The organism is Streptomyces boluensis (genome assembly GCF_009908195.1).
GTDB lineage: Bacteria > Actinomycetota > Actinomycetes > Streptomycetales > Streptomycetaceae > Streptomyces > Streptomyces boluensis.
Genome location: NZ_JAAAHS010000035.1, coordinates 1 through 23,726, shown reverse-complemented (window position 1 = coordinate 23,726; position 23,726 = coordinate 1). Strand labels below are relative to the sequence as shown.

Below are 23,726 nucleotides of genomic sequence, written 5' to 3'. Positions count from 1 at the left end.
GGTGGTTCATGTTGCTCTCGCGCCGCATCAGGGCCGCGCTTCTCGCCGCCACCACCACCGCCGTGTCCGTCTCGCTGCTCGCCGCGGGGGCGCCCGTGCCCGCCGGTCCGCTCGGCATCGGCGACCGGCTCTTTCCGCACCTGGGCAACCCCGGGTACGACGTGTCCGCGTACGACATCGCCTTCAAGTACGGCGGTGACAACCGCCAGCCGCTCGACGCCGTCACCGTGATCCAGGCTCGCGCCACCGAACCCCTGGACCGCGTCAACCTCGACTTCGCCCAGGGCACGGTGCGTTCGGTCGAGGTCAACGGGGTGCGGGCCGAGCACGAGAGCAGCGGTGAGGACCTGGTCGTCACGCCCGCGCGGCCGGTGCCCGAGGGCGGCACGCTGCGGATCGAGGTACGGCACACCAGCGACCCGGCGGCCGCGTCCGACGGCGGCTGGGTGACTACCCGCGACGGGCTCGCGATGGCCAACCAGGCCGACGCCGCCCACCGCGTCTTCCCCAGCAACGACCACCCCGCGGACAAGGCCATGTTCACCTTCCGCGTCACCGCACCCAAGGGCCTGACCGCGGTCGCGAACGGGCTGCCCACCGGGCGGCGCACGGGTGCGGCGGGCACGACCTGGACGTACCGCACCCACCACCCCATGGCCACCGAACTCGCCCAGGTCAGCATCGGGCGCTCCGCGGTCGTGCACCGTGAGGGGCCGCACGGGCTGCCGGTGCGCGATGTCATGCCGAGCGCGGACCGCGAGAAGCTGGAGCCCTGGCTGAAGAAGACGCCGGGCCAGATCGCCTGGATGGAGAAGCGGGTCGGCCGCTACCCCTTCGAGGCGTACGGCGTACTCGTCGCGGACGCCACCACCGGCTTCGAGCTGGAGACGCAGACCCTGTCCCTCTTCGAGAAGCCGCTGTTCAACCGGCCCGAGTACCCCCGCTGGTACGTCGACTCGATCATGGTCCACGAGCTGGCGCACCAGTGGTTCGGCAACAGCGTCAGCCCGCGCACCTGGTCCGACCTGTGGCTCAACGAGGGTCACGCGACCTGGTACGAGGCGCTGTACGCCGAGGAGCACGGCAAGCAGCCGATGCGGAAGCGCATGCAGGAGGCCTACCGGCTCTCCGACCGCTGGCGCGCCGCGGGCGGCCCGCCGGCCGCGCCCAAGGAGCCGGAGCCAGGCCAGAAGATCAGCCTGTTCCGGCCGGTCGTCTACGACGGCAGCGCCCTCGTCCTGTACGCGCTGCGCGAGGAGATCGGGCACGCCGCCTTCGACCGCCTGGAGCGGACCTGGGTGCGGCGGCACGTGGACTCCACCGCCACCACCGCGGACTTCGTGGGGCTCGCCTCCGAGATCGCCGGCCGCGACCTGACCGGCTTCTTCCGCCCCTGGCTGTACGGGAAGAAGACGCCGCCGATGCCGGGGCACCCGGACTGGAAGACGGCCGCACCGGACAAGGCCAAGACGCGCACGGCCGCCCCCGCGCACGCTCCCGCCCACTCGCACGGTCAGGGCGCGTGACCGGCCCCCGGACGGGCACCGGAAAAGTCGGGTGCCGAGACGGGGCGTGCCGTGAGATTATCGACGCGTCGACGGCGCCGTCGGCCGGGAATCTCCCGGGCCCGGTGAGCGTTGACTCACCTGAGGACCGCCCGACGCGGGCGTTCCCCTTCTCTCATCGACGTAAGGATCCAATGACCTCCTCTTCTTCCCCTTCCCAGGACGCGCAGGACCAGCAGAACACCGCGCAGAACCTCCCCGAAGGACTTCGGGCCGATGCCCTGATGGAAGAGGACGTCGCCTGGAGCCACGAGGTCGACGGAGCACGGGACGGCGAGCAGCTGGACCGCTCCGAGCGCGCGGCTCTGCGCCGTGTGGCGGGCCTCTCCACCGAGCTGGAGGACGTCACCGAGGTCGAGTACCGACAGCTCCGTCTGGAGCGGGTCGTACTCGTCGGCGTCTGGACCTCGGGGTCCGTGGACGACGCGGAGAACTCCCTCGCGGAGCTCGCCGCGCTCGCCGAGACGGCCGGTGCGCTGGTGCTCGACGGCGTCATCCAGCGCCGCGACAAGCCCGACCCCGCGACGTACATCGGCTCGGGCAAGGCGCTCGAACTGCGTGACATCGTCCTCGAGACCGGAGCCGACACCGTCGTCTGTGACGGTGAGCTCAGCCCCGGCCAGCTCATCCACCTCGAAGACGTCGTCAAGGTCAAGGTGGTCGACCGCACCGCCCTGATCCTCGACATCTTCGCCCAGCACGCCAAGTCCCGAGAGGGCAAGGCGCAGGTCGCGCTCGCGCAGATGCAGTACATGCTGCCGAGGCTCCGCGGCTGGGGTCAGTCGCTGTCCCGGCAGATGGGTGGCGGCGGCGGTGGCGGCATGGCCACCCGTGGTCCCGGTGAGACCAAGATCGAGACCGATCGGCGTCGTATCCGCGAGAAGATGGCGAAGATGCGCCGGGAGATCGCGGCGATGAAGACCGGCCGTGACATCAAGCGCCAGGAGCGCCGTCGTAACAAGGTGCCCTCGGTCGCCATCGCCGGTTACACCAACGCCGGTAAGTCCTCGCTGCTCAACCGCCTGACGGGCGCCGGAGTCCTGGTGGAGAACGCCCTGTTCGCCACCCTCGACCCGACCGTCCGCCGCGCGGAGACCCCCAGCGGGCGGCTGTACACCCTGGCCGACACGGTCGGGTTCGTGCGCCATCTGCCGCACCACCTCGTCGAGGCGTTCCGCTCCACGATGGAGGAGGTCGCCGACTCCGACCTCATCCTGCACGTGGTCGACGGCTCGCACCCCGTGCCGGAGGAGCAGTTGGCCGCCGTGCGCGAGGTGATCCGGGACGTGGGCGCGACCGACGTTCCCGAGGTCGTGGTGGTCAACAAGGCGGACGCGGCCGACCCGTTGGTGCTGCAGCGCCTCCTTCGCGCCGAGCGGCACGCGATCGTGGTGTCGGCTCGTACGGGCGAGGGCATGGAGGAGCTGCTCGCGCTCATCGACGCCGAACTGCCCCGGCCGGAGATCGAGATCGAGGCGCTGCTGCCGTACACGCACGGCGCGCTCGTCGCCCGTGCGCACGCCGAGGGCGAGGTGATCTCCGAGGAGCACCTGCCGGAGGGCACCCTGCTCAAGGCGCGGGTGCATGAGGAACTGGCCGCGGAGCTGGTCAAGTTCGTGCCCGCGGAGCACTGAGCCGGGCGACCGGTCGCCCGTCGCTGGTGGCCGGTCGCTGGTGGCCGCTCGCCGATCGCCTCCGGTTGTACGACGAAGGCCCGCCCCTCGGATTCACCGCTGAGGGGCGGGCCTTCGTCATGCGTTGCCACCGATGGCGGCTGGGCGGCGCCTACTGGCTGCCGTACTTCTTGCTCATCGTGTCGAAGACGCGCTTCGCGCCGTCACCCAGCTGCGGTCCCGCGAGCCAGCCCGCCGAACCGGCCGGGCCGATCGAGGTGTTGGAGACCAGCGCCAGCTTGCCGCCGGAGGTCTGCCGGAACCAGCCGCCGCCGGAGGAGCCCGCGGTCATGGTGCAGCCGATGCGGTACATCGTCGGCGCCGACGAGGTCAGCGAGAGCCGGTTGGGCCGGTCGATGCACTTGTGCATCAGCGCGCCGTCGAACGGCGGCGCCTGCGGGTAGCCCCAAGCGCCCATCGCGTCCACCGACTTGGGGGACGGCGAGGAGAAGTCGATCGGGAGCGCGGTGCCGACGGTCTCCTCCAGGGACTTGGTGCCCTTCTCCGGCTTCACGTGCAGCACCGCGTAGTCGTACTCGTACGAGCCGCCCTCCGGGTCCGTCGCCGTGGTGCCGTCGATCCACTCGTTGGACGTGGAGATCCAGTCGGCCCAGAACTCGCCGTACGGGGCCTTGTCCTGCGGGCCGGCGCTCTCCAGGGCCCGCGCGGACAGGCCCTTGTGGTTGTACGCCGGGGTGAAGACGATGTTCCGGTACCAGCCGCCCTTCGGGCCGCCCTTGTGCACGCAGTGGCCCGAGGTCCAGACGAGGTTGGACTTGCCGGGGTTGCGCGGGTCCTTCACCAGGGTGCCGGAGCAGACCGCGGCGCCCTCCGGGGTGTCGAAGAAGATCTTGCCGACCGAGGCCGCGTACTTCCAGTACGGCCTGCGCTCCTGCTCGGCGCGGACCGGACGCGGCTCGGGGTCGCTGACACCCTCACTGCTGGACGCGGCCTTGCTGGAGACGGTCTGGTGCGGGTCCTTCGCGGACTTCTTCCGCTCGTCGCTCCACAGGCCCTCGATGACCGGGTTGGCGAAGTCCTTCGCCTCCCGCAGCCACTTGTCCTTGTCCCAGTTCTTCCACTCGCCGTTCTTCCACTTGTCGACGTCGATGCCGCGCTCCTTGAGGCGGTCGGCGATGCCGTCGAGGTCGTCGGGGAGCTGGGCTTCGTCCGAGCCCGAACCGGCGTCCTTCGAAGCGGAGTTGGTCGGCTTGGCGTCGGCCTTCGGGTCGCCGCCCGATTCACAGGCGGTGGCCGTCAGGGCCATGACCACGGCGAGCGAGGCCGCTGCCAGGACCGGACGTATGGATCGCATGGTTGGGAAACCCCCGATGAGTGAGAGAACTGAGAGAGCTGAGAGAGCTGGGAGAACTGTGGGACGTACGGGATGCGCGCGGCTTACGGGACGCGCGCGGCGTACGGGAATGTGCGAGGCGTACGGGAGGTGTCACCGTACGGGCCCTGCGAGCGGCGCCGCTCCCGGGGTCGGTCCCGGGAGCGGCGCAGGCACACGTGTCAGCCGGCAGCCTTCTGGCTGACCTCGTCGTAGATGGCCTTGGCTTCCTTGCCGAAGCGCGGGCCCGCGAGCCAGCCCGCGGTGGCCGGGCCGATCGAGGTGTTGGACACCAGGGCCGGCTTGCCGTCCCGGCCCTTGGCGACCCAGCCGCCGCCGGAGGAGCCCGCGGTCATGGAGCAGCCGATGCGGTACAGCGTCGGGTCGGTCTGGTTCAGCGAGAGCCGGCCCGGCTTGTCGGTGCAGGAGTACTCCTCCTGGCCCTCGAACGGCGGCGCCGCCGGGTAGCCGGTCGCCTTGATGGCGTCGATCTTCGGCACGGCCGGGGCGTTGAACTCGACCGGGACCGCCGAACCGACGGTCTCCTCAAGGGACTTGCCGCTGCCCTTCTCGGGCGTCACGTGCATCACCGCGAAGTCGTACGGAGCACCGGCACCGCCGGTCTGGGCACCCTGAGCGATCCACTGGTCGGACGTCCGCATCACGTCGCTCCACCAGACGCCGTACGGGGCGATCTCTTCCTTGGTGGCGTTCTGCAGCTGGTCCACGCTCTTGCCCGCGTTGTTGTACGAGGGCACGAAGGCGAGGTTGCGGTACCAGCCGCCCGCCTTGCCCGCGTGCACGCAGTGGCCCGCGGTCCACACCATGTTGGACTTGCCCGGGTTCGCCGGGTCCTTGACCACGGTCGCCGAGCACTGCGCGGAGCCCTCGGGCGTCTCGAACAGGAGTTTGCCCTGGGCCGGGGCGCTGTCGTGGTACGGGGCCGCGACCTCGACGGCGTCGACCGGAGCCGGGGTCGGGTCGGTCTTGCCCTGGTCGCCCGAGATGTCGTTGTCGACGGGCTTGTCGGGATGCTTGTCGGCGTCCCGCATCCGGTCAGAGTCCCAGAAGTCCTCGATGATCGGGTTGACGAACTCCTCGGCCTCGCGCAGCCACTTGTCCTTGTCCCAGTTCTTCCACTCGCCGTTCTTCCACTTGTCGACGTCGAAGCCGTGCTCCTTGAGCCGGTCCTTGATGTCGTCGGGAATCTCGATCGGCTTGTCACCGCCGCCGCCGCTGCCGGCGTCGGCGGTCGCGGAGGGGGACGCCTTGTCGTTCGCGTTGTCGTCGCCGGGGCCACAGGCCGTGGCGGTCAGCGCGAGCGCGGCCGAGACCGCGAGCACCGCGGGGACGGAGGCGGTGCGTCGCGCGCCCCTCCCTCTGCGGGTGGCGAAGCGTGGGCGTATGGATCGCATGGCGAGAATCTCCCCCTGTTGGAAATCTGTCGTGACTCGTGAACTCCCTCCGGATTCCCGGCGGTCTGTGGCTGTACGACCGCTATCGGCCGGCGACGGCTGCTCGGCCCGCTCGGACCGGAAGGTGCTGTTCACATGTGCAGTTGTGGCGCCACCACGTGCGACGGGGCGGCGATCGAGCACCCCACACTATGCCGGTGCGACCGGGGACGACCGACGGGGCGGCAACGGTTCTGTCACGGCGCGTACCGTGCGCGCCGATCTCCGCCCGGGTGCGGGTGAGGTTGGTGGGGAACTTCCGGTTGGCGCGGTTCGTCCGCGCGCGAGCCCGGCGTGAAGGTTCGTCAAGTCCGCCGTGAAGGTTTCCGTTTGGCAAGGAACCACCCGTCGGGCGTGATCCCCCGCCCACCCCGTCGTTGGTGCGTACGGGGGACACGTGGCCTGCGCTCGACCCCCGTCGGCTCCTGGACGAATCCGTCCAACTCATCGACGTACAGCGGGAGGACACACAGTCGTGGCCGTCACCGAGCCTGCGCCGCCGCATCCGGCGCCGCCCGTCGCACCCCCGTCCACGCCCCCCGGCGGCCGGGCCGGCGCCGGACCCGAGGGCATCCTGCGGCGGCAGTCGCTGCGCGAGTCGGCCGCCAGGACCTACGCCCGCTCGCTGCCGATCGTGCCGGTCCGCGCCCGTGGCCTGACCATCGAAGGGGCCGACGGGCGGCGGTACTTGGACTGCCTCTCCGGCGCGGGCACCCTGGCGCTCGGCCACAACCACCCCGTCGTCCTCGAAGCGATCAGAAGGGTGCTCGACTCGGGCGCCCCGCTGCACGTCCTCGACCTGGCCACCCCGGTCAAGGACGCGTTCGTCACCGAGCTGTTCGCCACTCTGCCGCCCGCCCTCGCCGCCCGCGCCCGCGTGCAGTTCTGCGGCCCCGCCGGGACGGACGCGGTGGAGGCCGCGCTGAAACTCGTGCGTACGGCGACGGGGCGCGACGGGCTCCTCGCGTTCACGGGCGCGTACCACGGCATGACCGAGGGCGCCCTCGCCGCTTCGGGCGGCGCCCGGGACGTACGGGTGACGCGGCTGCCCTACCCGCAGGAGTACCGCTGCCCGTTCGGCACCGGCGGCGAGGCGGGGGCCGAACTGGCCGCCCGCTGGACCGAGTCGCTGCTCGACGACCCGAAGGGCGGGGTGCCCCACCCCGCCGGGATGATCGTGGAACCGGTGCAGGGGGAGGGCGGGGTGATCCCCGCGCCTGACGCCTGGATGCGCCGGATGCGGGAGATCACCGAGACCCGTTCCATCCCGCTGATCGCCGACGAGGTGCAGACCGGGGTCGGCCGTACCGGTGCCTTCTGGGCGGTGGAGCACAGCGGGGTCGTGCCCGATGTGATGGTGCTGTCCAAGGCCATCGGCGGCAGCCTTCCGCTGGCCGTCGTGGTGTACCGGGACGACCTCGACGTATGGGAACCGGGCGCCCACGCGGGCACGTTCCGCGGCAACCAGCTCGCGATGGCCGCGGGCGCCGCGACCCTCGCCCACGTCCGCAGGAACCGGCTCGCGGAGCGCGCCGCCGAACTCGGCGACCACATGCTCCGGCGCCTGCGGGCCCTCGCCGCCGGGCACCCGCAGATCGGGGAGGTACGCGGACGGGGCCTGATGATCGGCGTCGAGCTGGTCGACCCGGACGGTGCGGATCGGGACGATGCGGATCGGGGCGGGGCCGGTCCGGACGGCGCGGATCCGGGGCGGCTCGGTGTCGGACGGGGGCAGGGCGGAGCGGTGCCGTTGCCCGCCGCGCCCCGGCTCGCCGCCGCCGTGCAGCGCGCTTGCCTGGAGCGCGGGCTGATCGTTGAACTCGGCGGCCGCCACTCCAGCGTTGTACGGCTGCTCCCGCCGCTCACCCTCACCGACGACCAGGCCACGGCGGTCCTCGACCGGCTGACCGACGCGCTGGACGGCGTGCTGCGGGCTCAACTCCCGGAAGCGGCAAGGCGGTAGGAGGCCGCGCTCCCAGTACCGGAAGTCCGTACTCGTACCTGAACCCGTACCCGTACCCGTACCCGAACCCCGTACCGCGCAAGGAATTTCACGTGAGCCAGACCGCGCCCGAAGGCCCCCGTCCCCTCGCCCCCTCCGGCCGCGCGCTCGCGTCGTCGGCGACCGGTCCGGGACCGGTGCCGCGGCAGCAACAGCCGCACGCCGACCGGCAGGACAGGGCCGGGGCCGGTGGCGGCACCGTCGTACCGGTCGAGTGGGACGACCTGCTGGAGCACCGGGACCCGCGGCGGGCGGCGGATGCGGCGGGCGTCGAGAACCTGTTGCGCTGCTGGGTACGCGATAACGCGCTGCCCGAGCCGAAGGCGCTCGATGCCACCGTGCCGCTGCTGCGCGTCCCGTTGACCGCGAGCGGCACCGCGCTCCTGGTGCCCGTGCACCGCTGGTCGCCGACCGGCTGGCACCGCTTCGGCGCGCCCGTCCTCGAAGGCGGTCCGCACGACGCCCCGCCCGTCGACGCGGTCACCGTCGCCGCGCTGCTCAGCCGCGAGGCGGTACACGAAGCCGTACACCAGACGGTCGGGGGAGGGGCGCCGGAACACCTGGGCGACGGCGGCGAACTCGTCGGCCGGGTCGCGGACTCCGTGCGCCGTACGGCCGTGTTCCTCGACGAGCGCAGGCGACTCACAGGGGCCACCGGTGACCCGGACGGCCCGGACCGCCCCGACGACCGGTTCCTCGACGCCGAGCAGTCGCTGCTCCTCGGCCACCCCCTGCACCCCACCCCCAAGAGCCGCGAGGGCCTCTCCGAGGCCGAAGGGCGTTGCTATGCACCGGAGTTGCGGGGTTCCTTCCCGCTGCACTGGCTCGCGGTCGCCCCGTCCGTACTGGCCACCGGCTCCGCCTGGACGGAACGCGGCCGCACCGTACCCGCCGAGCAGCTCACCGCCCGGCTGGCCGGGACAGGACCCGAACTCCCCGACGGATACGCCGCGTTGCCCCTGCACCCCTGGCAGGTGCGGGAACTGCGGCACCGGCCCGCCGTCGCCGCGCTCCTCGACGCCGGACTGCTCCGGGACCTCGGCGCGTACGGCGAGTCCTGGCACCCCACCTCGTCGGTCCGCACCGTGTACCGCTCCGGCGCGCCCGCCATGCTGAAGCTGTCGCTCGGGCTGCGGATCACCAACTCCCGCCGGGAGAACCTCCGCAAGGAACTCCACCGCGGGGTGGAGGTGCACCGGCTGCTGCGCGGCGGCCTCGCCGAGCGGTGGCGCGGCGCCCACCCCGGCTTCGACATCGTCCGCGATCCGGCGTGGCTCGCCGTCGACGACCCCGACGGCACGGCCGTCCCCGGCCTCGACGTACTGATCCGGCACAACCCCTTCGCCCCCGGCGACGACGTGAACTGCGTCGCCGGACTGATCTCGCCGCGCCCCACCCGCGAGCCGTACGCGCCGGGCAAGCTGTACGCGCCGGGCGCGCCGGGCGGCCGTACGCCGATGCGGTCCCGCCTTGCCGTACTCGTGGCCCGGCTCGCCGCGCGTACCGGCCGGCCGCGCGGAGCCGTCGCCGCCGAGTGGTTCCTGCGCTATCTGGAACAGGTGGTGCGACCGGTGCTGTGGCTGACGGCGCGGCGGGCATCGCCCTGGAGGCGCACCAGCAGAACACGCTCGTCCTCCTCGACCCGGAGGGCTGGCCGTGCGGCGGGCGCTACCGCGACAACCAGGGCTACTACTTCCGCGCCTCGCACCGCGACCGCCTCGACGCGCTGCTCCCCGGCGTCGGCCGCGAGAGCGACACCTTCGTCCCCGACGAGGTCACCGACGAACGCTTCGCCTACTACCTCGGCATCAACAACGTCCTCGGCCTGATCGGCGCGTTCGGCTCCCAGCGGCTCGCGGACGAGGAGCTGCTCCTGGCGGCGTTCCGGAGTTTCCTGCGCGACGCGGCGACGGCACCGGACCGGCCCCGCTCGCCCCTGCCCGGCCGGCTCCTCGACGCGCCGACGCTGCGCTGCAAGGCCAACCTGCTGACCCGGCTGCACGGCCTCGACGAGCTCGTCGGCCCCGTCGACACCCAGTCCGTCTACGTCACGATCGCCAACCCGCTGCACGCCTGAGCCCCAACCGGCCGCAGGCGCCGAGGACTTGTCGTACGGCCGAGGGGCATAGCGGCGGCGGAAGGAGGGGAGCGTGGCTGTGTGCCCGGCGATTGCGCCCCCGGCCGCCTCGGCGTCACACCGCAGGCGGTCGGCACGCCGCTCGCCGCCACAAGCCGCGCCGTCACACCGCCTGGCCGTCACACCGCCTGGCCGTCACGCATCGAAGTGGGAGTCCCCGTGCCCGACACATCCGCCGCCGGACCTTCGGCAGAGCCGCACCCCCTCTCCGTACCGCCGGAACTCACCGCCGGGACGTGGGAGCGCGCCGCCCGTCGGCTCCTCGCCAAGATGCTGGCCGAGTTCGCCCACGAAGAGATCATCACGCCGGAGCCGCAGTCGTACGGGTACGCCCTGACCCTCGACGACGGCGCCCGCCTCGCCTTCCGCGCCCGCCGTGCCGCGTACGGGAGTTGGCGAGTCGACCCGGACTCCCTGACACTGCGCGAGGGCGACGGCGAGGCGGTGCCGTTCGGCGACCCGTACGCCTTCCTCGGCCGCGCCAAGGGACTGCTCGGGCTCGACGGGAGCACCCTCGGCCACGTCGTACGCGAGCTGAGCAGCACCCTCGCCGCCGACGCCCGCCTCGACCACACGGCGCTCACCGCGGCCGACCTCGCGGAGCTCTCGTACGCGGAACTCGAAGGCCACCAGACCGGCCACCCCTGGCTCGTCCTCAACAAGGGGCGCCTCGGCTTCTCGGCGGCCGACTCCGCCCGCTGGACACCGGAGGCCCGCGTTCCGTGTCGGCTCCCGTGGATCGCCGTGAGCGACCGGCTCGCCACCTACAGCGGAGTCTCCGGCCTCGAAAGCCCCGACCGCCTCTACGCGCGCGAGCTCGACGCCACCACCCGCGACACCTTCGGATCGGCACTACGCGCGCGTGGCCTCGATCCCCGGCGCTATCTGTACCTGCCCGTGCACCCCTGGCAGTGGGACGAGATCGTGCTGCCGCTGTTCGCGCCGTCCGTCGCCGCCGGGGACATCGTGCCGCTCCCCGCCGACCCGGACACCCGCCTGCCGCAGCAGTCGATCCGTACGTTCCTCAACACCTCACGGCCCGACCGCCACACCGTGAAGCTGCCGCTGGCCATCCTCAACACCCTGGTCTGGCGCGGACTGCCCACCGAGCGCACCTTCGCCGCCCCGGCCGTCACCGCCTGGGTGCACGCACTGCGCGACGCCGACCCGTTCCTGCGCGAGGAGTGCCGCGTCATCCTCCTCGGCGAGGTCGCCTCGGTCACGGTCGAGCACCCGGTGTACGACGGCCTGCCGGACGTGCCCTACCAGTACCGGGAACTGCTCGGAGCGATCTGGCGCGAGCCCCTCGACCACGCCCTCGACCCCGGCGAACGCGCCCGTACGCTCGCCTCCCTGCTGCACACCGACAGCCACGGCCGGGCCTTCGTCGCCGAACTCGTCGCCCGCTCTGGACTCGCCCCCGAGGTCTGGCTGCGCCGCCTCTTCGCCGCCCTGCTGCCGCCGCTGCTGCACTTCCTGTACCGCTACGGCACCGTGTTCTCGCCGCACGGGGAGAACGCCATCGTGGTCTTCGACGCCTCGGACGTGCCGGTGCGCCTCGCGGTGAAGGACTTCGTCGACGACGTCAACATCAGCGCACAGCCCCTGCCCGAACACACCTCGATGCCCGAAGACGTACGGAACATCCTGCTCACCGAGCCGCCCGCCTTCCTGACCCAGTTCATCCACTCCGGTCTCTTCGTCGGTGTCTTCCGCTACCTCGCCCCGCTCTGCGCCGAGCAACTGGGCGTGTCCGAGGCGGAGTTCTGGTCCCTGGTACGCGAGGAGATCCTCCGCCACCAGGCCCTTTTCCCCGAGCTGAAGGACCGCTTCGAGACCTTCGACCTGCTCACGCCCCGGATCGAGCGCCTCTGCCTCAACCGGAACCGGCTCCACCTCGACGGCTACCGGGACCGGCCCGAGCGCCCGCACGCCGCGGTCCACGGCACCGTGCCGAACCCCCTGCACGCTCTGCCGCAGCCGTGATCGGGGGATTGTCAGTGGTGCACCGTAGGGTGGTCGGGCTATGACAAAGCCCTCCCTCCCCGAACTCCTGCACGCCGCCGTCGCCGCTGTCGGCGGCACGGAGCGCCCCGGCCAGGTGACCATGGCCGAGTCCGTCGCCGAGGCCATCGACGGAAACTCCCACCTGCTCGTCCAGGCCGGCACCGGCACCGGAAAGTCGCTCGGCTACCTGGTGCCCGCGCTCGCTCACGGAGAGCGCGTGGTGGTCGCCACGGCCACCCTCGCCCTCCAGCGGCAGCTGGTGGAGCGGGACCTGCCGCGCACGGTGGACGCGCTCCATCCACTGCTCCGCCGCCGCCCGCAGTTCGCCATGCTCAAGGGCCGGTCGAACTACCTCTGCCTGCACCGCCTGCACGAGGGCGTGCCGCAGGAGGAGGACACCGGGGAGGCCGGACTCTTCGACCAGTTCGAGGCGGCCGCGCCCACCAGCAAGCTCGGGCAGGACCTGCTGCGCATGCGGGACTGGGCCGACGAGACGGAGACCGGCGACCGGGACGACCTCACCCCGGGCGTCTCCGACCGCGCCTGGTCGCAGGTCTCGGTGTCCTCCCGCGAGTGCCTGGGCGCCTCGAAGTGCGCGTACGGCGCGGAGTGCTTCGCCGAGATGGCCCGGGAGCGCGCCAAGCTCGCCGAGGTGATCGTCACCAACCACGCGCTGCTCGCCATCGACGCCATCGAGGGTGCGCCGGTGCTGCCGCAGCACGAGGTCCTGATCGTCGACGAAGCGCACGAACTGGTCTCCCGCGTCACCGGCGTGGCCACCGGCGAGCTCACTCCCGGCCAGGTGAACCGCGCGGTCCGCCGCTCGGCGAAGCTGGTCAACGAGAAGATCGCCGACCAGCTCCAGACCGCAGCCGAGGGCTTCGAGCGGATCATGGAACTGGCCCTGCCGGGCCGCCTGGAGGAGATCCCGGAGGATCTGGGGTACGCCCTGCTCGCGCTCCGTGACGCCGCCCGCAACACCATCTCCGCGATCGGCTCCACCCGCGACAAGTCCGTCCAGGACGAGGACGCCGTACGCAAGCAGGCACTGGCCTCCGTCGAGACGATCCACGACGTCTCGGAGCGCATCACCAACGGCTCGGAGTGGGACGTCGTCTGGTACGAACGCCAGGAGCCCCGCGGCGGAGCCGCTCATCGGTACAGCGGGGCCTCGCTGCGGGTCGCCCCCATGTCGGTCTCCGGCCTGCTGCGGGAGAAACTCTTCACGGACCGGGCGGTGGTCCTCGCCTCGGCCACGCTCAAGCTGGGCGGCGACTTCAACGGCGTGGGCGCCTCCCTCGGCCTGGCCCCGGAAGGCCGCGCCGGCACGGAGGGCGAGGCCGAGGACCTGCCCGTCTGGAAGGGCATCGACGTCGGCTCCCCCTTCGACTACGGCAAGCAGGGCATCCTCTACGTCGCCAAGCACCTGGCCCGCCCCTCCCGGGAGGGCACGCGCACCGACATGGTCGACGAGCTCGCCGAACTGATCCAGGCGAGCGGCGGCCGCACCCTCGGCCTGTTCTCCTCGATGCGCGCGGCCCAGTCCGCAGCGGAGGAACTCCGCGCGCGCATCCCGGAGTTCCCGATTCTGCTGCAGGGCGAGGAGACCCTCGGCGAGCTGATCAAGAACTTCGCGGCGGACCCGAAGACCTGCCTCTTCGGCACGCTCTCGCTCTGGCAGGGCGTGGACGTACCGGGCTCCAGCTGTCAGCTGGTCGTCATGGACAAGATCCCGTTCCCGCGCCCGGACGACCCGCTGATGAGCGCCCGCCAGAAGGCGGTGGAGGACGCGGGCGGCAACGGCTTCATGGCCGTGGCGGCGACCCACGCGGCCCTCCTCATGGCCCAGGGCGCGGGCCGTCTGGTGCGCGCCTCGGGCGACCGCGGCGTGGTCGCGATCCTCGACCCCCGCCTGGCCACGGCCCGGTACGGCAGCTATCTGAAGGCCTCACTGCCCGATTTCTGGTACACCACCGACCGCAACCAGGCCCGCCGCTCTTTGTCGGCGATCGACGCGGCGGCCAAGGCGGCGGAGGCCGCGGAGGGCTAGACCCCGTCAGGGTGCGCCCCCGAAAAGCACAGAACAGGGCCCCGGAACCGGCGCAGTTGGTTCCGGGGCCCGGTACAGGGGCGGGTCGTGATTCAGACCCGACGCAGCACCGCCACCACCTTGCCGAGGATCGTCGCCTCGTCACCGGGGATGGGCTGGTACGCGGAGTTGTGCGGGAGAAGCCAGACGTGCCCGTCCTCGCGCTTGAACCGCTTCACGGTCGCCTCGCCGTCGAGCATGGCGGCCACGATGTCGCCGTTCTCGGCGACGGGCTGGCGGCGGACGGTGACCCAGTCACCGTCACAGATGGCCGCCTCGATCATCGAGTCACCGACGACCTTGAGCACGAACAGCTCACCGTCACCGACCAGCTGCCGGGGCAGCGGGAAGACGTCCTCGACCGACTCCTCGGCGAGGATCGGCCCACCGGCGGCGATCCGGCCGACGAGCGGCACATACGAGGCGGCGGGCTTGCCTGTGGTGTCCGTCGGCTGGCTGCTGGGCTGGTCGGATCCGCGCACCTCGTACGCCCGGGGGCGGTGCGGGTCGCGGCGCAGGAAGCCCTTGCGTTCGAGTGCCATCAGCTGGTGCGCGACGGACGAGGTGCTCGAAAGCCCCACGGCCTGGCCGATCTCCCGCATGGACGGCGGGTAGCCACGCCGCTGCACAGAGTCCCTGATCACCTCGATCACCCGGCGCTGACGGTCGGTGAGCCCGGTGCTGTCGGCCCTGATGCCGGGAGGTCGACCGGGCAGGGACCGTGTTGGCTTGGGCCCCTCCGGGTTCGTGGTTCCGTCATTCATGGCATGCACCGGCTCGAGTCGGCCCTGGGAACGGTCCTGGGCGGTGATGGTGGCACTGTCTGCGGTGGTGGTCACGGCGGCCCCTCTCGAGATGTTCTCCCTAGCTGGACAACGGTAGTAGCTTTCGAAAGGTTGCGCCAAACACACGTTCGAGTGAAAAAACGCAGACGACCTGACGTGATCATGCGTCTGGGTGTATGGCTGTTGCCCGACCGAACGGCAATTCGGTTCATCACGCTACGCTCCAGCGCTGGAGTCGAGCTCCCCGCGATGGTGTTTCCAGTGTGCCATCCGAGACCTCGCAGGTTGAGCTCAACCCCCTTCGCGTACCCTCGTCGACGGCCCTGCCGCACGACACGCTTTGGTGTCGAAAGAGAAGCCAAACCCCAGATCTAGTGGTTGGATTGGCGCAGCCGCCCAGAAGTTGTGGTCCTTGGTCTTCTCGGGCCTCGGCCATCGCCTATGCTTGGGGCTGCTTCGAGGGGTTCAAGGCCCGCTTCGAGGCCATTCAGTCGTGCTGTGAAGGAGGGTTGGGGAACCATGCACTGCCCCTTCTGCAGGCACCCCGACAGCCGCGTCGTCGACAGTCGCACCACGGACGACGGCACGTCGATCCGCAGGCGCCGTCAGTGCCCGGACTGCTCCCGTCGTTTCACGACCGTGGAGACCTGCTCGCTGATGGTGATCAAGCGCAGCGGGGTGACCGAACCTTTCAGTCGTACCAAGGTCATCAATGGTGTGCGCAAGGCATGCCAGGGGCGACCGGTGACCGAGGACGCTCTCGCCCAACTCGGCCAGCGGGTCGAGGAGGCGGTGCGTGCCACCGGCAGCGCCGAGCTGACCACCCACGACGTGGGCCTGGCCATACTCGGTCCGCTGCGTGAGCTCGACCTCGTCGCCTACCTGCGATTCGCGTCCGTGTACCGGGCGTTCGACTCGCTCGAAGACTTCGAGAGTGCCATCGCGGAACTCAGGGAGCAGCGTCGCTCCGCGCATGGTGAGAACGACGAAGGCCAACAGGCCGACAGCGGGTTCGCAGGGACGGTCGAAGTCCCCGTGCCCGCCAACGCCGCCGACTGACCGGCGGCGCGGAACGGAACCTGAGGGCCGTTCCAGCGCCGGCGAGGCGGCGATCCAAGACCTGTCATGGGCGGCGCAAGCGGCGTCCACGGCATCAGACACACACCGTGCCATGGGAAGAACGTGGCACTTCAGGGCGTTTTAGCCCGATACAGGGAGGCGGCATGACAGAGACGGCGAGCGGCCCGGCACGAGGTTCCCGTTCCAAGGGGTCCAAGAGCAAGGGTCTGCGCATCGAGCGCATCCACACCACCCCCGGCGTGCATCCGTACGACGAGGTGCAGTGGGAGCGTCGTGACGTCGTCATGACCAACTGGCGCGACGGCTCGGTCAATTTCGAGCAGCGTGGCGTCGAGTTCCCCGACTTCTGGTCGGTGAACGCGGTCAACATCGTCACCAGCAAGTACTTCCGCGGTGCCGTCGGCACCCCGCAGCGCGAGACCGGCCTCAAGCAGCTGATCGACCGCATCGTGAAGACGTATCGGAAGGCCGGCGAGGACTACAGCTACTTCGCCTCGCCCGCTGACGCCGAGATCTTCGAGCACGAGCTGGCTTACGCCCTCCTGCACCAGATCTTCAGCTTCAACTCCCCGGTGTGGTTCAACGTCGGTACGCCCCAGCCGCAGCAGGTCTCCGCCTGCTTCATCCTGGCCGTCGACGACTCCATGGAGTCGATCCTCGACTGGTACAAGGAAGAGGGCATGATCTTCAAGGGCGGCTCCGGTGCCGGCCTGAACCTCTCCCGTATCCGTTCCTCCAAGGAGCTGCTGTCCTCGGGCGGCAACGCCTCGGGTCCGGTCTCCTTCATGCGCGGTGCCGACGCCTCCGCCGGAACCATCAAGTCCGGTGGCGCCACCCGCCGCGCGGCCAAGATGGTCATCCTCGACGTCGACCACCCCGACATCGAGGGCTTCATCGAGACCAAGGTGACGGAGGAGGAGAAGATCCGCGCACTGCGTGACGCGGGCTTCGACATGGACCTGGGCGGCGACGACATCACGTCCGTCCAGTACCAGAACGCCAACAACTCGGTCCGCGTGAACGACGAGTTCATGAAGGCCGTGGAGTCCGGCTCCAAGTTCGGTCTGCGTGCCCGCATGACCGGCGACGTCATCGAAGAGGTCGAGGCGAAGTCCCTCTTCCGCAAGATGGCCGAGGCCGCCTGGGCCTGCGCCGACCCCGGCATCCAGTACGACGACACCATCAACGCCTGGCACACCTGCCCGGAGTCCGGCCGCATCAACGGCTCGAACCCGTGCAGTGAGTACATGCACCTGGACAACACCTCGTGCAACCTCGCCTCGCTGAACCTGATGAAGTTCCTCAAGGACGACGGCCTGGGCAACCAGTCCTTCGAGTCCGAGCGCTTCGCCAAGGTCGTCGAGCTGGTCATCACCGCGATGGACATCTCCATCTGCTTCGCGGACTTCCCGACGCAGAAGATCGGCGAGAACACCCGCGCCTTCCGCCAGCTCGGCATCGGCTACGCCAACCTCGGCGCCCTGCTGATGGCGACCGGCCACGCGTACGACTCCGACGGCGGCCGCGCGCTCGCCGGCGCCATCACCTCCCTGATGACGGGCACGTCGTACAAGCGCTCCGCCGAACTCGCCGCCGTGGTCGGCGCGTACGACGGTTACGCCAAGAACGCGACGCCGCACAAGCGCGTCATGAAGCAGCACGCCGACGCCAACGCCAAGGCCGTCCGCATGGACGACCTGGACACCCCCGTCTGGGCCGCCGCCACGGAGGCCTGGCAGGACGTCGTCCGCCTCGGCGAGAAGAACGGCTTCCGTAACTCGCAGGCCTCGGTCATCGCCCCGACCGGCACCATCGGTCTCGCGATGTCCTGCGACACCACGGGACTTGAGCCCGACCTCGCGCTGGTCAAGTTCAAGAAGCTGGTCGGCGGCGGCTCGATGCAGATCGTCAACGGCACCGTCCCGCAGGCCCTGCGCCGCCTGGGCTACCAGGAGGAGCAGATCGAGGCGATCGTCGCCCACATCGCCGAGAACGGCAATGTGATCGACGCCCCGAGCCTGAAGACCGAGCACTACGAGGTCTTCGACTGCGCCATGGGCGAGCGTTCCATCTCCGCGATGGGCCACGTCCGCATGATGGCCGCGATCCAGCCGTGGATCTCCGGCGCCCTCTCCAAGACGGTCAACCTCCCGGAGACCGCCACCGTCGAGGACGTCGAAGAGGTCTACTTCGAGGCGTGGAAGATGGGCGTCAAGGCGCTCGCCATCTACCGCGACAACTGCAAGGTCGGCCAGCCCCTCTCCGCGAAGAAGAAGGAGCAGGAGAAGGCCGAGGTCACCGCGAAGACCGAGGAGACCATCCGCGAGGCGGTCGAGAAGGTCGTCGAGTACCGCCCGGTCCGCAAGCGCCTCCCGAAGGGCCGCCCGGGGATCACCACCTCCTTCACGGTCGGTGGCGCCGAGGGGTACATGACCGCCAACTCCTACCCGGACGACGGTCTCGGTGAGGTCTTCCTGAAGATGTCCAAGCAGGGCTCCACCCTCGCGGGCATGATGGACGCCTTCTCCATCGCCGTCTCGGTCGGTCTGCAGTACGGCGTTCCGCTGGAGACCTACGTCTCGAAGTTCACCAACATGCGCTTCGAGCCGGCCGGCATGACGGACGACCCGGACGTGCGGATGGCGCAGTCGATCGTCGACTACATCTTCCGCCGCCTGGCGCTCGACTTCCTGCCCTTCGAGACCCGCTCCGCGCTCGGCATCCACTCCGCCGAGGAGCGTCAGCGTCACCTGGAGACGGGTTCGTACGAGCAGTCCGCCGACGAGGACGAGGTCGACGTCGAGTCCCTGGCGCAGTCCGCCCCGCGGGCCCAGGAGATCCTGAAGTCGGTCACCGCCCCGCAGGCCGAGACCGCCGCGGCCCCCAAGGAGGCGCACACCTCCGCGGAGCTCGTCGAGATGCAGCTGGGCATCCAGGCCGACGCCCCGCTCTGCTTCTCCTGCGGCACCAAGATGCAGCGGGCCGGCTCCTGCTACATCTGCGAGGGCTGCGGCTCGACGAGCGGGTGCAGCTGAGCAAGTGACGTGCTCGGCGGCTGAGTTGACCGGCCGCCGAGTGTCGTGACCGTCGCTTTCCGAGGGGCGGTGGACCGGGAGACCGGTTCACCGCCCCTCGGCGTTTGCGCGTATGCCGTACGCAGAGCTGCCGTGCGCTGAGCTGTCGTGTGCTGTGCCGCTGGGTGCCGTGTCGCCGTGCCCGGCGGTCAGGTGAGCGCGCCCAGCTGGGTGGTGAACGTGGTGGGGTCGGCGTCGAAGCCGCGGATCGAGAAGCGGAACTCCCAGGTCCCGCTCTCGTCCCGGGTGAACTCGGCGATCGTCGCCGCCGTGCCGCCCGCGGCCTCACCGAGGTCGCTGGTCGCCAACTCCGTGTATCCCTCGGCGATCCGCACGCCCGTGTTGGCGATGTCGCCGAACGTCTTCCGGTCTTCGTTCTGCTGTATCACCACACCCACCACGACCCGGGTGTACGTGGCCGCGAGCCGGTCGAACTCCAGCGTCATGACCTCGTCGTAGCCAAAACCCTGGCCCGTGCGGCTGTCGCGGTTGAGGTTGATCGTGCCGTCCGGGGAACGGCTGTCGAAGTGCACCACGTACTCCGGATCGGCGTAGCCGGCGCCCGTCGTGTACGCCGCCGCGACGATGTCCAAGTCGTGCTCCGGCGACCCCATCGGGCTCGGGTCCCACCTCAGGGACACCTCGACCTTGCCGAGGCCCTTCTTCACGCTGCTCACTGGACTCCCCCTCCTGGACGGTGAGTTGATGTTCCCTCACATGGTCAGGTCCGATGAGACACGTTACGGCCTGCCTCTGACAACCGGGGGATCGTCTGTCCACAGGCAGTGACCCGCGACACGCTCCGCGGCATAGGATGGCGCGGTGCTGGTCAAGTGGATTCGCTGCACCGTGGTGGACCGCCGGGGGTTCGAGCGGGGACAGCGAAAGTGGGCGGGGCTTCTGGGAGAGCCGGGGTTTCGAGGACAGGGCGGTGGGTGGAGCCGTCGGCGGCCGGACACCGTCCACGTCATATCGTTCTGGGAGAGCCGGGCGTTCTACGACTCCTTCATGGCCCGCTCGCACGACCGGCTGCACGCCGCGCAGGCAGGCACGTACAAAGACCTCCAGGTCAAACTCTTCGACCACCGCTTCGACGTGAAGACCGGCTTCGAACCGCACTTCACCGACGCCGATGTGGTGCGCCTTGCGCACTGCACGGTGCGGGAGGAACGCGTCGAGCACTTCGCCCTCGTACAGGAGAAGATCTGGAACCCCGCGATGGCGGGCTCCCCCGGCATGGTCCGCGGGCTGTTCGGTGAGGCGCCCGGCCATGAGTTCCTCGTGCTCTCCATGTGGCAGTCGACCGCCGAGTACGGCAAGTACCAGGTCGAACGCGTGGAGCGGCTCACCCTGCGGGCGCAGACGGAGGCCGATGTGGCAGCTCTGAACGGGGACGTGGTCCAGCTCGAACCGTCCTGGACGGTGTAGTTCCGCGTAGCTCCGTGTAGCTCCGTGCAAGTCCGTGGTGTTCCGCGTGCTTCCGGCTCGGTGCGCGCGTACGCCGGACGGGTGCTGAGGCCGACTCGGTTGACCACGGTGCGATCGTCCGATCTAGGGTTTCGGCATGGCACGTCCTCGGCGCATCGTCCTCGTCCGGCACGGAGAGTCAGAAGGCAATGCCGACGACACCGTCTACGAGCGGGAGCCCGATCACGCCCTGCGCCTGACCGATACGGGCCACCGCCAGGCCGAGGCCACCGGCGTGCGGCTGCGCGAACTCTTCGGCGAGGAGCGGGTCAGCGTCTACGTCTCGCCGTACCGCCGCACGCTTGAGACGCTGCGCGCCTTCGACCTGGACGCGGCCCGGATCCGGGTGCGCGAGGAGCCCCGGCTGCGCGAGCAGGACTGGGGAAACTGGCAGGACCGTGACGACGTACGCCTGCAGAAGGCCTACCGCGACGCCTACGGGCACTTCTTCTACCGCTTCGCGCAGGGCGAATCCGGTGCCGATGTGTACGACCGCGTGGGCGCGTTCCTGGAGAGCCTCTACCGCAGCTTCGAGGCGCCCGACCATCCGCAGAACGTCCTCCTGGTCACCCACGGCCTGACCATGCGGCTGTTCTGCATGCGCTGGTTCCACTGGTCGGTCGCCGAGTTCGAGGCGCTGTCCAACCCCGGGAACGCCGAGATCCGCTCGCTGGTGCTCGGCGAGGACGGCCGGTACTCGCTCGACCGGCCGTTCGTCCGCTGGCGGGAACCGGAGACGTACGACCGGATTCGGTAGCGGGCTGCCGCGCTGCTTTCGCGTGGGCTGTCGCGCTGGTCGGCGTGAGGGTCGGAGTGGGGCGGCGTGTGGGATTTGCCTCGGGGTGCTTACGGTGCGAAGCGCGCCCGGTGGAACGGACGGAACACCCGATAGAGTGGCAGAGCCATGATCGCTGACTCCTCTTCCCAGCAGCGCCTGGAGCGCGCACTCGCCGCCCTGCGCGGGCTCGCGGTGGGGGACGCTCTCGGTTCCCAGTTCTTCGTTCCGGCGAACTATCCGCTTCTCAAGCGTCGAGAACTGCCGCCAGGGCCCTGGCAGTGGACCGACGACACCGAGATGGCCTGCTCCGTGCTCGCCGTTCTGGTCGCGCACGGACGAATCGACCAGGACGTACTGGCCAGGTCGTTCGCCGAGCACCATGACTTCGACCGGGGTTACGGGCCTGCGGTGAACCGGCTGCTCCGCTTGATCCGGGAGGGCGGCGACTGGCGCGAGCTCGCGTCCTCGCTGTTCAAGGGCCAGGGCTCCTGGGGTAACGGTGCGGCCATGCGGATCGCACCCCTCGGTGCCTGGTACGCGGACGATCCGGAGCAGGCCACGCACCAAGCGGAGATCTCGGCGTACCCCACGCACCAGCACCGGGAAGCCGTCGTCGGCGCGATGGCCGTGGCCGCGGCCGCTGCGCTCGCCGCCGATCCGTCGGGACCGCCCACGCCCGCGGACCTGCTGGACGGCGTCATCGCGCTCGTACCGCGCAGCGCGGTTGGTGCCGGCCTCCGGCGGGCCCGGGACATGCTCGACTACAACGACGCCACCACCGTCGCGGCGGTCCTCGGCTGCGGCCGCCGCACCACCGCGCACGACACCGTGCCCTTCGCGCTCTGGTCCGCGGCCCGCTCGCTCGGCGACTACGAGCAGGCGTTCTGGACGACCGCGCAGGTCGGCGGCGACATGGACACGACCTGCGCGATCGTGGGCGGAGTGGTGTCCTCCACCGGCACGACGATGCCGCCTGATGCTTGGCTTGAGCAAACTGAGGCGCTGCCTGAGTGGTCGCCGGCGCTGCTCTGAGGCTGGCGGGGCGCTGGTCGGCTTCTGAGTGCCTGGTTGTCCAACTCCCTGGACATGTGCCTGTCTGGCCGTCCGGTGGCCTGCCTCTCATGCCCTGCCTGTTTGTCGACTCGTCGACCTGAGTGGCCCTTGAGGTGGTCATCCCTCCGCCTCACTTCCGTCATTCCTCCGCTCCTCGTTCGTTCGCGCATGCAATTTTATTGCCGGTGTTGGTGTGGGCTCCGTGGTGGTTGGGGTGCCGTTTCCTGGAGCCTCTTCTGGGGCCTCGGCAGGTTGCCGGGGTGGCGCTGGGGGCGGGCGTCGAGGGCTGAGCCGATCGTTCCGGGTACCGGGGTGTCGCGCTGCCCATCAAGCGGCGTAACCTGTCTGGCGCCATGCCGTACGAAGCACCCACCCACACCGTCGAGCGCTCCCTTCGGGCTACCACCGGAGCGAAGCTCGTCGCCGGGGTCGACGAAGTGGGACGCGGCGCCTGGGCCGGGCCCGTCACCGTCTGCGCGGCGATCACCGGACTGCGTCGACCGCCCGCCGGGCTCACCGACTCCAAGCTCCTCACCGTCAAGCGACGCGATGAGCTGGCCGAAGTGCTCGTCGACTGGGTCACCGCCTACGCGCTCGGACACTCCTCCCCGGAAGAGATCGACGCGCTCGGCATGACGGCCGCACTCCGCCTCGCGGCGGTGCGCGCGCTGGAAGGGTTGCCGGTCCGCCCGGACGCGGTGATCCTCGACGGCAAGCACGACTACCTCGGCGCTCCCTGGAAGGTCCGTACGGTCATCAAGGGAGACCAGTCCTGCGTCGCTGTCGCCGCTGCCTCGGTGATCGCCAAGGTCCGCCGCGACGCGATGATGGCCGAACTGGACGCCGAACACGCAGACTTCGCCTTCGGCACCAATGCGGGCTACCCCTCGCCGGTGCACAAGGCGGCGCTCGAGGAGCGGGGCCCCACCCCGTATCACCGGCTGTCGTGGTCCTATCTCGACGCGCTGCCCAAGTGGCGGCACCTCAAGAAGAACCGCGTCCCGGTACTCAGCGGCGGCACTCCTGAAATCGAGGGGCAACTCGGCTTCGATTTCTGACACCATGCCGGTCGCACTCATGTGCCACCCGCCGGTGCGGCTGCGCACTGGCGTTTGATAGACAACCACTCATGCCTCTCATTCCCGAGGAGCCTCAGATTCACGAGAGCGCCCAGGGTCCCCGCGCAACTCCGGCCACCGGCCGCACCGCGCCGACCCCCCGTCCCGTAC

At 70.4% G+C, this 23,726-nt stretch carries 15 protein-coding genes and 1 pseudogene; 12 read left to right on the top strand and 4 right to left on the bottom strand.

What is annotated here, in order from left to right:
- Nucleotides 1-8 precede the first annotated feature (8 nt).
- Entirely contained in the window at nt 9-1,526 is a 1,518-nt protein-coding gene (locus GUY60_RS07625) for a M1 family metallopeptidase (protein WP_161695149.1), read from the top strand.
- A gap of 173 nt (nt 1,527-1,699) precedes the next feature.
- Nucleotides 1,700-3,199 (top strand): GTPase HflX, encoded by a 1,500-nt coding sequence (hflX, locus tag GUY60_RS07620; RefSeq protein ID WP_161695147.1) that lies wholly within the window; start codon nt 1,700-1,702, stop codon nt 3,197-3,199.
- A gap of 151 nt (nt 3,200-3,350) precedes the next feature.
- Here hflX and GUY60_RS07615 read toward each other — a convergent pair whose 3' ends face one another.
- Together GUY60_RS07615 and GUY60_RS07610 are read right to left on the bottom strand one after the other, a co-directional pair.
- Nucleotides 3,351-4,553: a trypsin-like serine peptidase gene (locus tag GUY60_RS07615; protein WP_161695145.1), complete on the bottom strand. Its 1,203-nt coding sequence runs from the start codon at nt 4,551-4,553 to the stop codon at nt 3,351-3,353.
- Nucleotides 4,554-4,753: 200 nt separating this feature from the next.
- Nucleotides 4,754-5,986 (bottom strand): trypsin-like serine peptidase, encoded by a 1,233-nt coding sequence (locus GUY60_RS07610; RefSeq protein ID WP_161695143.1) that lies wholly within the window; start codon nt 5,984-5,986, stop codon nt 4,754-4,756.
- A gap of 514 nt (nt 5,987-6,500) precedes the next feature.
- On the opposite strand from GUY60_RS07610, the gene GUY60_RS07605 reads away from it, so the two are divergent.
- The 4 genes and pseudogenes from GUY60_RS07605 to GUY60_RS07590 all read left to right on the top strand — a co-directional run bounded on the left by GUY60_RS07605 (nt 6,501) and on the right by GUY60_RS07590 (nt 14,221).
- Nucleotides 6,501-7,988: a diaminobutyrate--2-oxoglutarate transaminase family protein gene (locus GUY60_RS07605; RefSeq protein WP_161695141.1), complete on the top strand. Its 1,488-nt coding sequence runs from the start codon at nt 6,501-6,503 to the stop codon at nt 7,986-7,988.
- Nucleotides 7,989-8,026: 38 nt separating this feature from the next.
- Nucleotides 8,027-10,104: pseudogene (locus tag GUY60_RS07600) on the top strand (IucA/IucC family protein).
- A gap of 219 nt (nt 10,105-10,323) precedes the next feature.
- Nucleotides 10,324-12,150 carry an IucA/IucC family protein gene (locus GUY60_RS07595; RefSeq protein ID WP_161695139.1) on the top strand — a complete coding sequence of 609 codons (1,827 nt, stop codon included), beginning with the start codon at nt 10,324-10,326 and terminating at the stop codon, nt 12,148-12,150.
- Between the two features lie 40 nt (nt 12,151-12,190).
- The gene (locus GUY60_RS07590) at nt 12,191-14,221 is read left to right on the top strand and encodes an ATP-dependent DNA helicase (RefSeq protein WP_161695137.1); all 2,031 of its coding nucleotides are present in this window, start codon (nt 12,191-12,193) and stop codon (nt 14,219-14,221) included.
- A 92-nt stretch (nt 14,222-14,313) separates the two neighbouring features.
- On the opposite strand, the gene lexA is transcribed toward GUY60_RS07590, so the two are convergent.
- Nucleotides 14,314-15,099, bottom strand: coding sequence for a transcriptional repressor LexA (lexA, locus tag GUY60_RS07585; RefSeq protein WP_161695135.1), 786 nt, complete (start codon nt 15,097-15,099; stop codon nt 14,314-14,316).
- A gap of 465 nt (nt 15,100-15,564) precedes the next feature.
- On the opposite strand from lexA, the gene nrdR reads away from it, so the two are divergent.
- Both nrdR and GUY60_RS07575 read left to right on the top strand, forming a co-directional pair.
- Nucleotides 15,565-16,104 (top strand): transcriptional regulator NrdR, encoded by a 540-nt coding sequence (nrdR, locus tag GUY60_RS07580; RefSeq protein WP_161695133.1) that lies wholly within the window; start codon nt 15,565-15,567, stop codon nt 16,102-16,104.
- Nucleotides 16,105-16,268: 164 nt separating this feature from the next.
- Nucleotides 16,269-19,160, top strand: a complete 2,892-nt coding sequence (locus tag GUY60_RS07575; protein ID WP_161695131.1) for a vitamin B12-dependent ribonucleotide reductase — start codon at nt 16,269-16,271, stop codon at nt 19,158-19,160.
- Nucleotides 19,161-19,348: 188 nt separating this feature from the next.
- Here the strand turns inward: GUY60_RS07575 and GUY60_RS07570 are convergent, their stop codons facing one another.
- Complete coding sequence (locus GUY60_RS07570) at nt 19,349-19,876, bottom strand: TerD family protein (protein WP_161695129.1); 528 nt, start codon at nt 19,874-19,876, stop codon at nt 19,349-19,351.
- A gap of 145 nt (nt 19,877-20,021) precedes the next feature.
- On the opposite strand from GUY60_RS07570, the gene GUY60_RS07565 reads away from it, so the two are divergent.
- The 4 genes from GUY60_RS07565 (at nt 20,022) to rnhB (ending at nt 23,555) form a co-directional block, all read left to right on the top strand.
- On the top strand, nt 20,022-20,627 hold the full coding sequence (locus tag GUY60_RS07565) for a YdbC family protein (protein ID WP_161695127.1): 606 nt from the start codon (nt 20,022-20,024) through the stop codon (nt 20,625-20,627).
- Nucleotides 20,628-20,763: 136 nt separating this feature from the next.
- Complete coding sequence (locus GUY60_RS07560; protein ID WP_161695125.1) at nt 20,764-21,423, top strand: histidine phosphatase family protein; 660 nt, start codon at nt 20,764-20,766, stop codon at nt 21,421-21,423.
- A gap of 147 nt (nt 21,424-21,570) precedes the next feature.
- Complete coding sequence (locus tag GUY60_RS07555; RefSeq protein ID WP_161695123.1) at nt 21,571-22,476, top strand: ADP-ribosylglycohydrolase family protein; 906 nt, start codon at nt 21,571-21,573, stop codon at nt 22,474-22,476.
- 374 nt (nt 22,477-22,850) lie between these two features.
- Nucleotides 22,851-23,555 carry a ribonuclease HII gene (gene rnhB / locus GUY60_RS07550; protein WP_161695121.1) on the top strand — a complete coding sequence of 235 codons (705 nt, stop codon included), beginning with the start codon at nt 22,851-22,853 and terminating at the stop codon, nt 23,553-23,555.
- Nucleotides 23,556-23,726 lie beyond the last annotated feature (171 nt).

Excerpts from the sequence above, each read along its gene's own strand:
- GUY60_RS07575 (WP_161695131.1), top strand. The coding sequence starts at position 16,269 with ATGACAGAGACGGCGAGCGGCCCGGCACGAGGTTCCCGTTCCAAGGGG.
- GUY60_RS07615 (WP_161695145.1), bottom strand. The coding sequence starts at position 4,553 with ATGCGATCCATACGTCCGGTCCTGGCAGCGGCCTCGCTCGCCGTGGTC.
- GUY60_RS07590 (WP_161695137.1), top strand. The coding sequence starts at position 12,191 with ATGACAAAGCCCTCCCTCCCCGAACTCCTGCACGCCGCCGTCGCCGCT.
- nrdR (WP_161695133.1), top strand. The coding sequence starts at position 15,565 with ATGCACTGCCCCTTCTGCAGGCACCCCGACAGCCGCGTCGTCGACAGT.
- GUY60_RS07625 (WP_161695149.1), top strand. The coding sequence starts at position 9 with ATGTTGCTCTCGCGCCGCATCAGGGCCGCGCTTCTCGCCGCCACCACC.
- GUY60_RS07560 (WP_161695125.1), top strand. The coding sequence starts at position 20,764 with ATGGCACGTCCTCGGCGCATCGTCCTCGTCCGGCACGGAGAGTCAGAA.
- GUY60_RS07610 (WP_161695143.1), bottom strand. The coding sequence starts at position 5,986 with ATGCGATCCATACGCCCACGCTTCGCCACCCGCAGAGGGAGGGGCGCG.
- hflX (WP_161695147.1), top strand. The coding sequence starts at position 1,700 with ATGACCTCCTCTTCTTCCCCTTCCCAGGACGCGCAGGACCAGCAGAAC.
- rnhB (WP_161695121.1), top strand. The coding sequence starts at position 22,851 with ATGCCGTACGAAGCACCCACCCACACCGTCGAGCGCTCCCTTCGGGCT.
- GUY60_RS07555 (WP_161695123.1), top strand. The coding sequence starts at position 21,571 with ATGATCGCTGACTCCTCTTCCCAGCAGCGCCTGGAGCGCGCACTCGCC.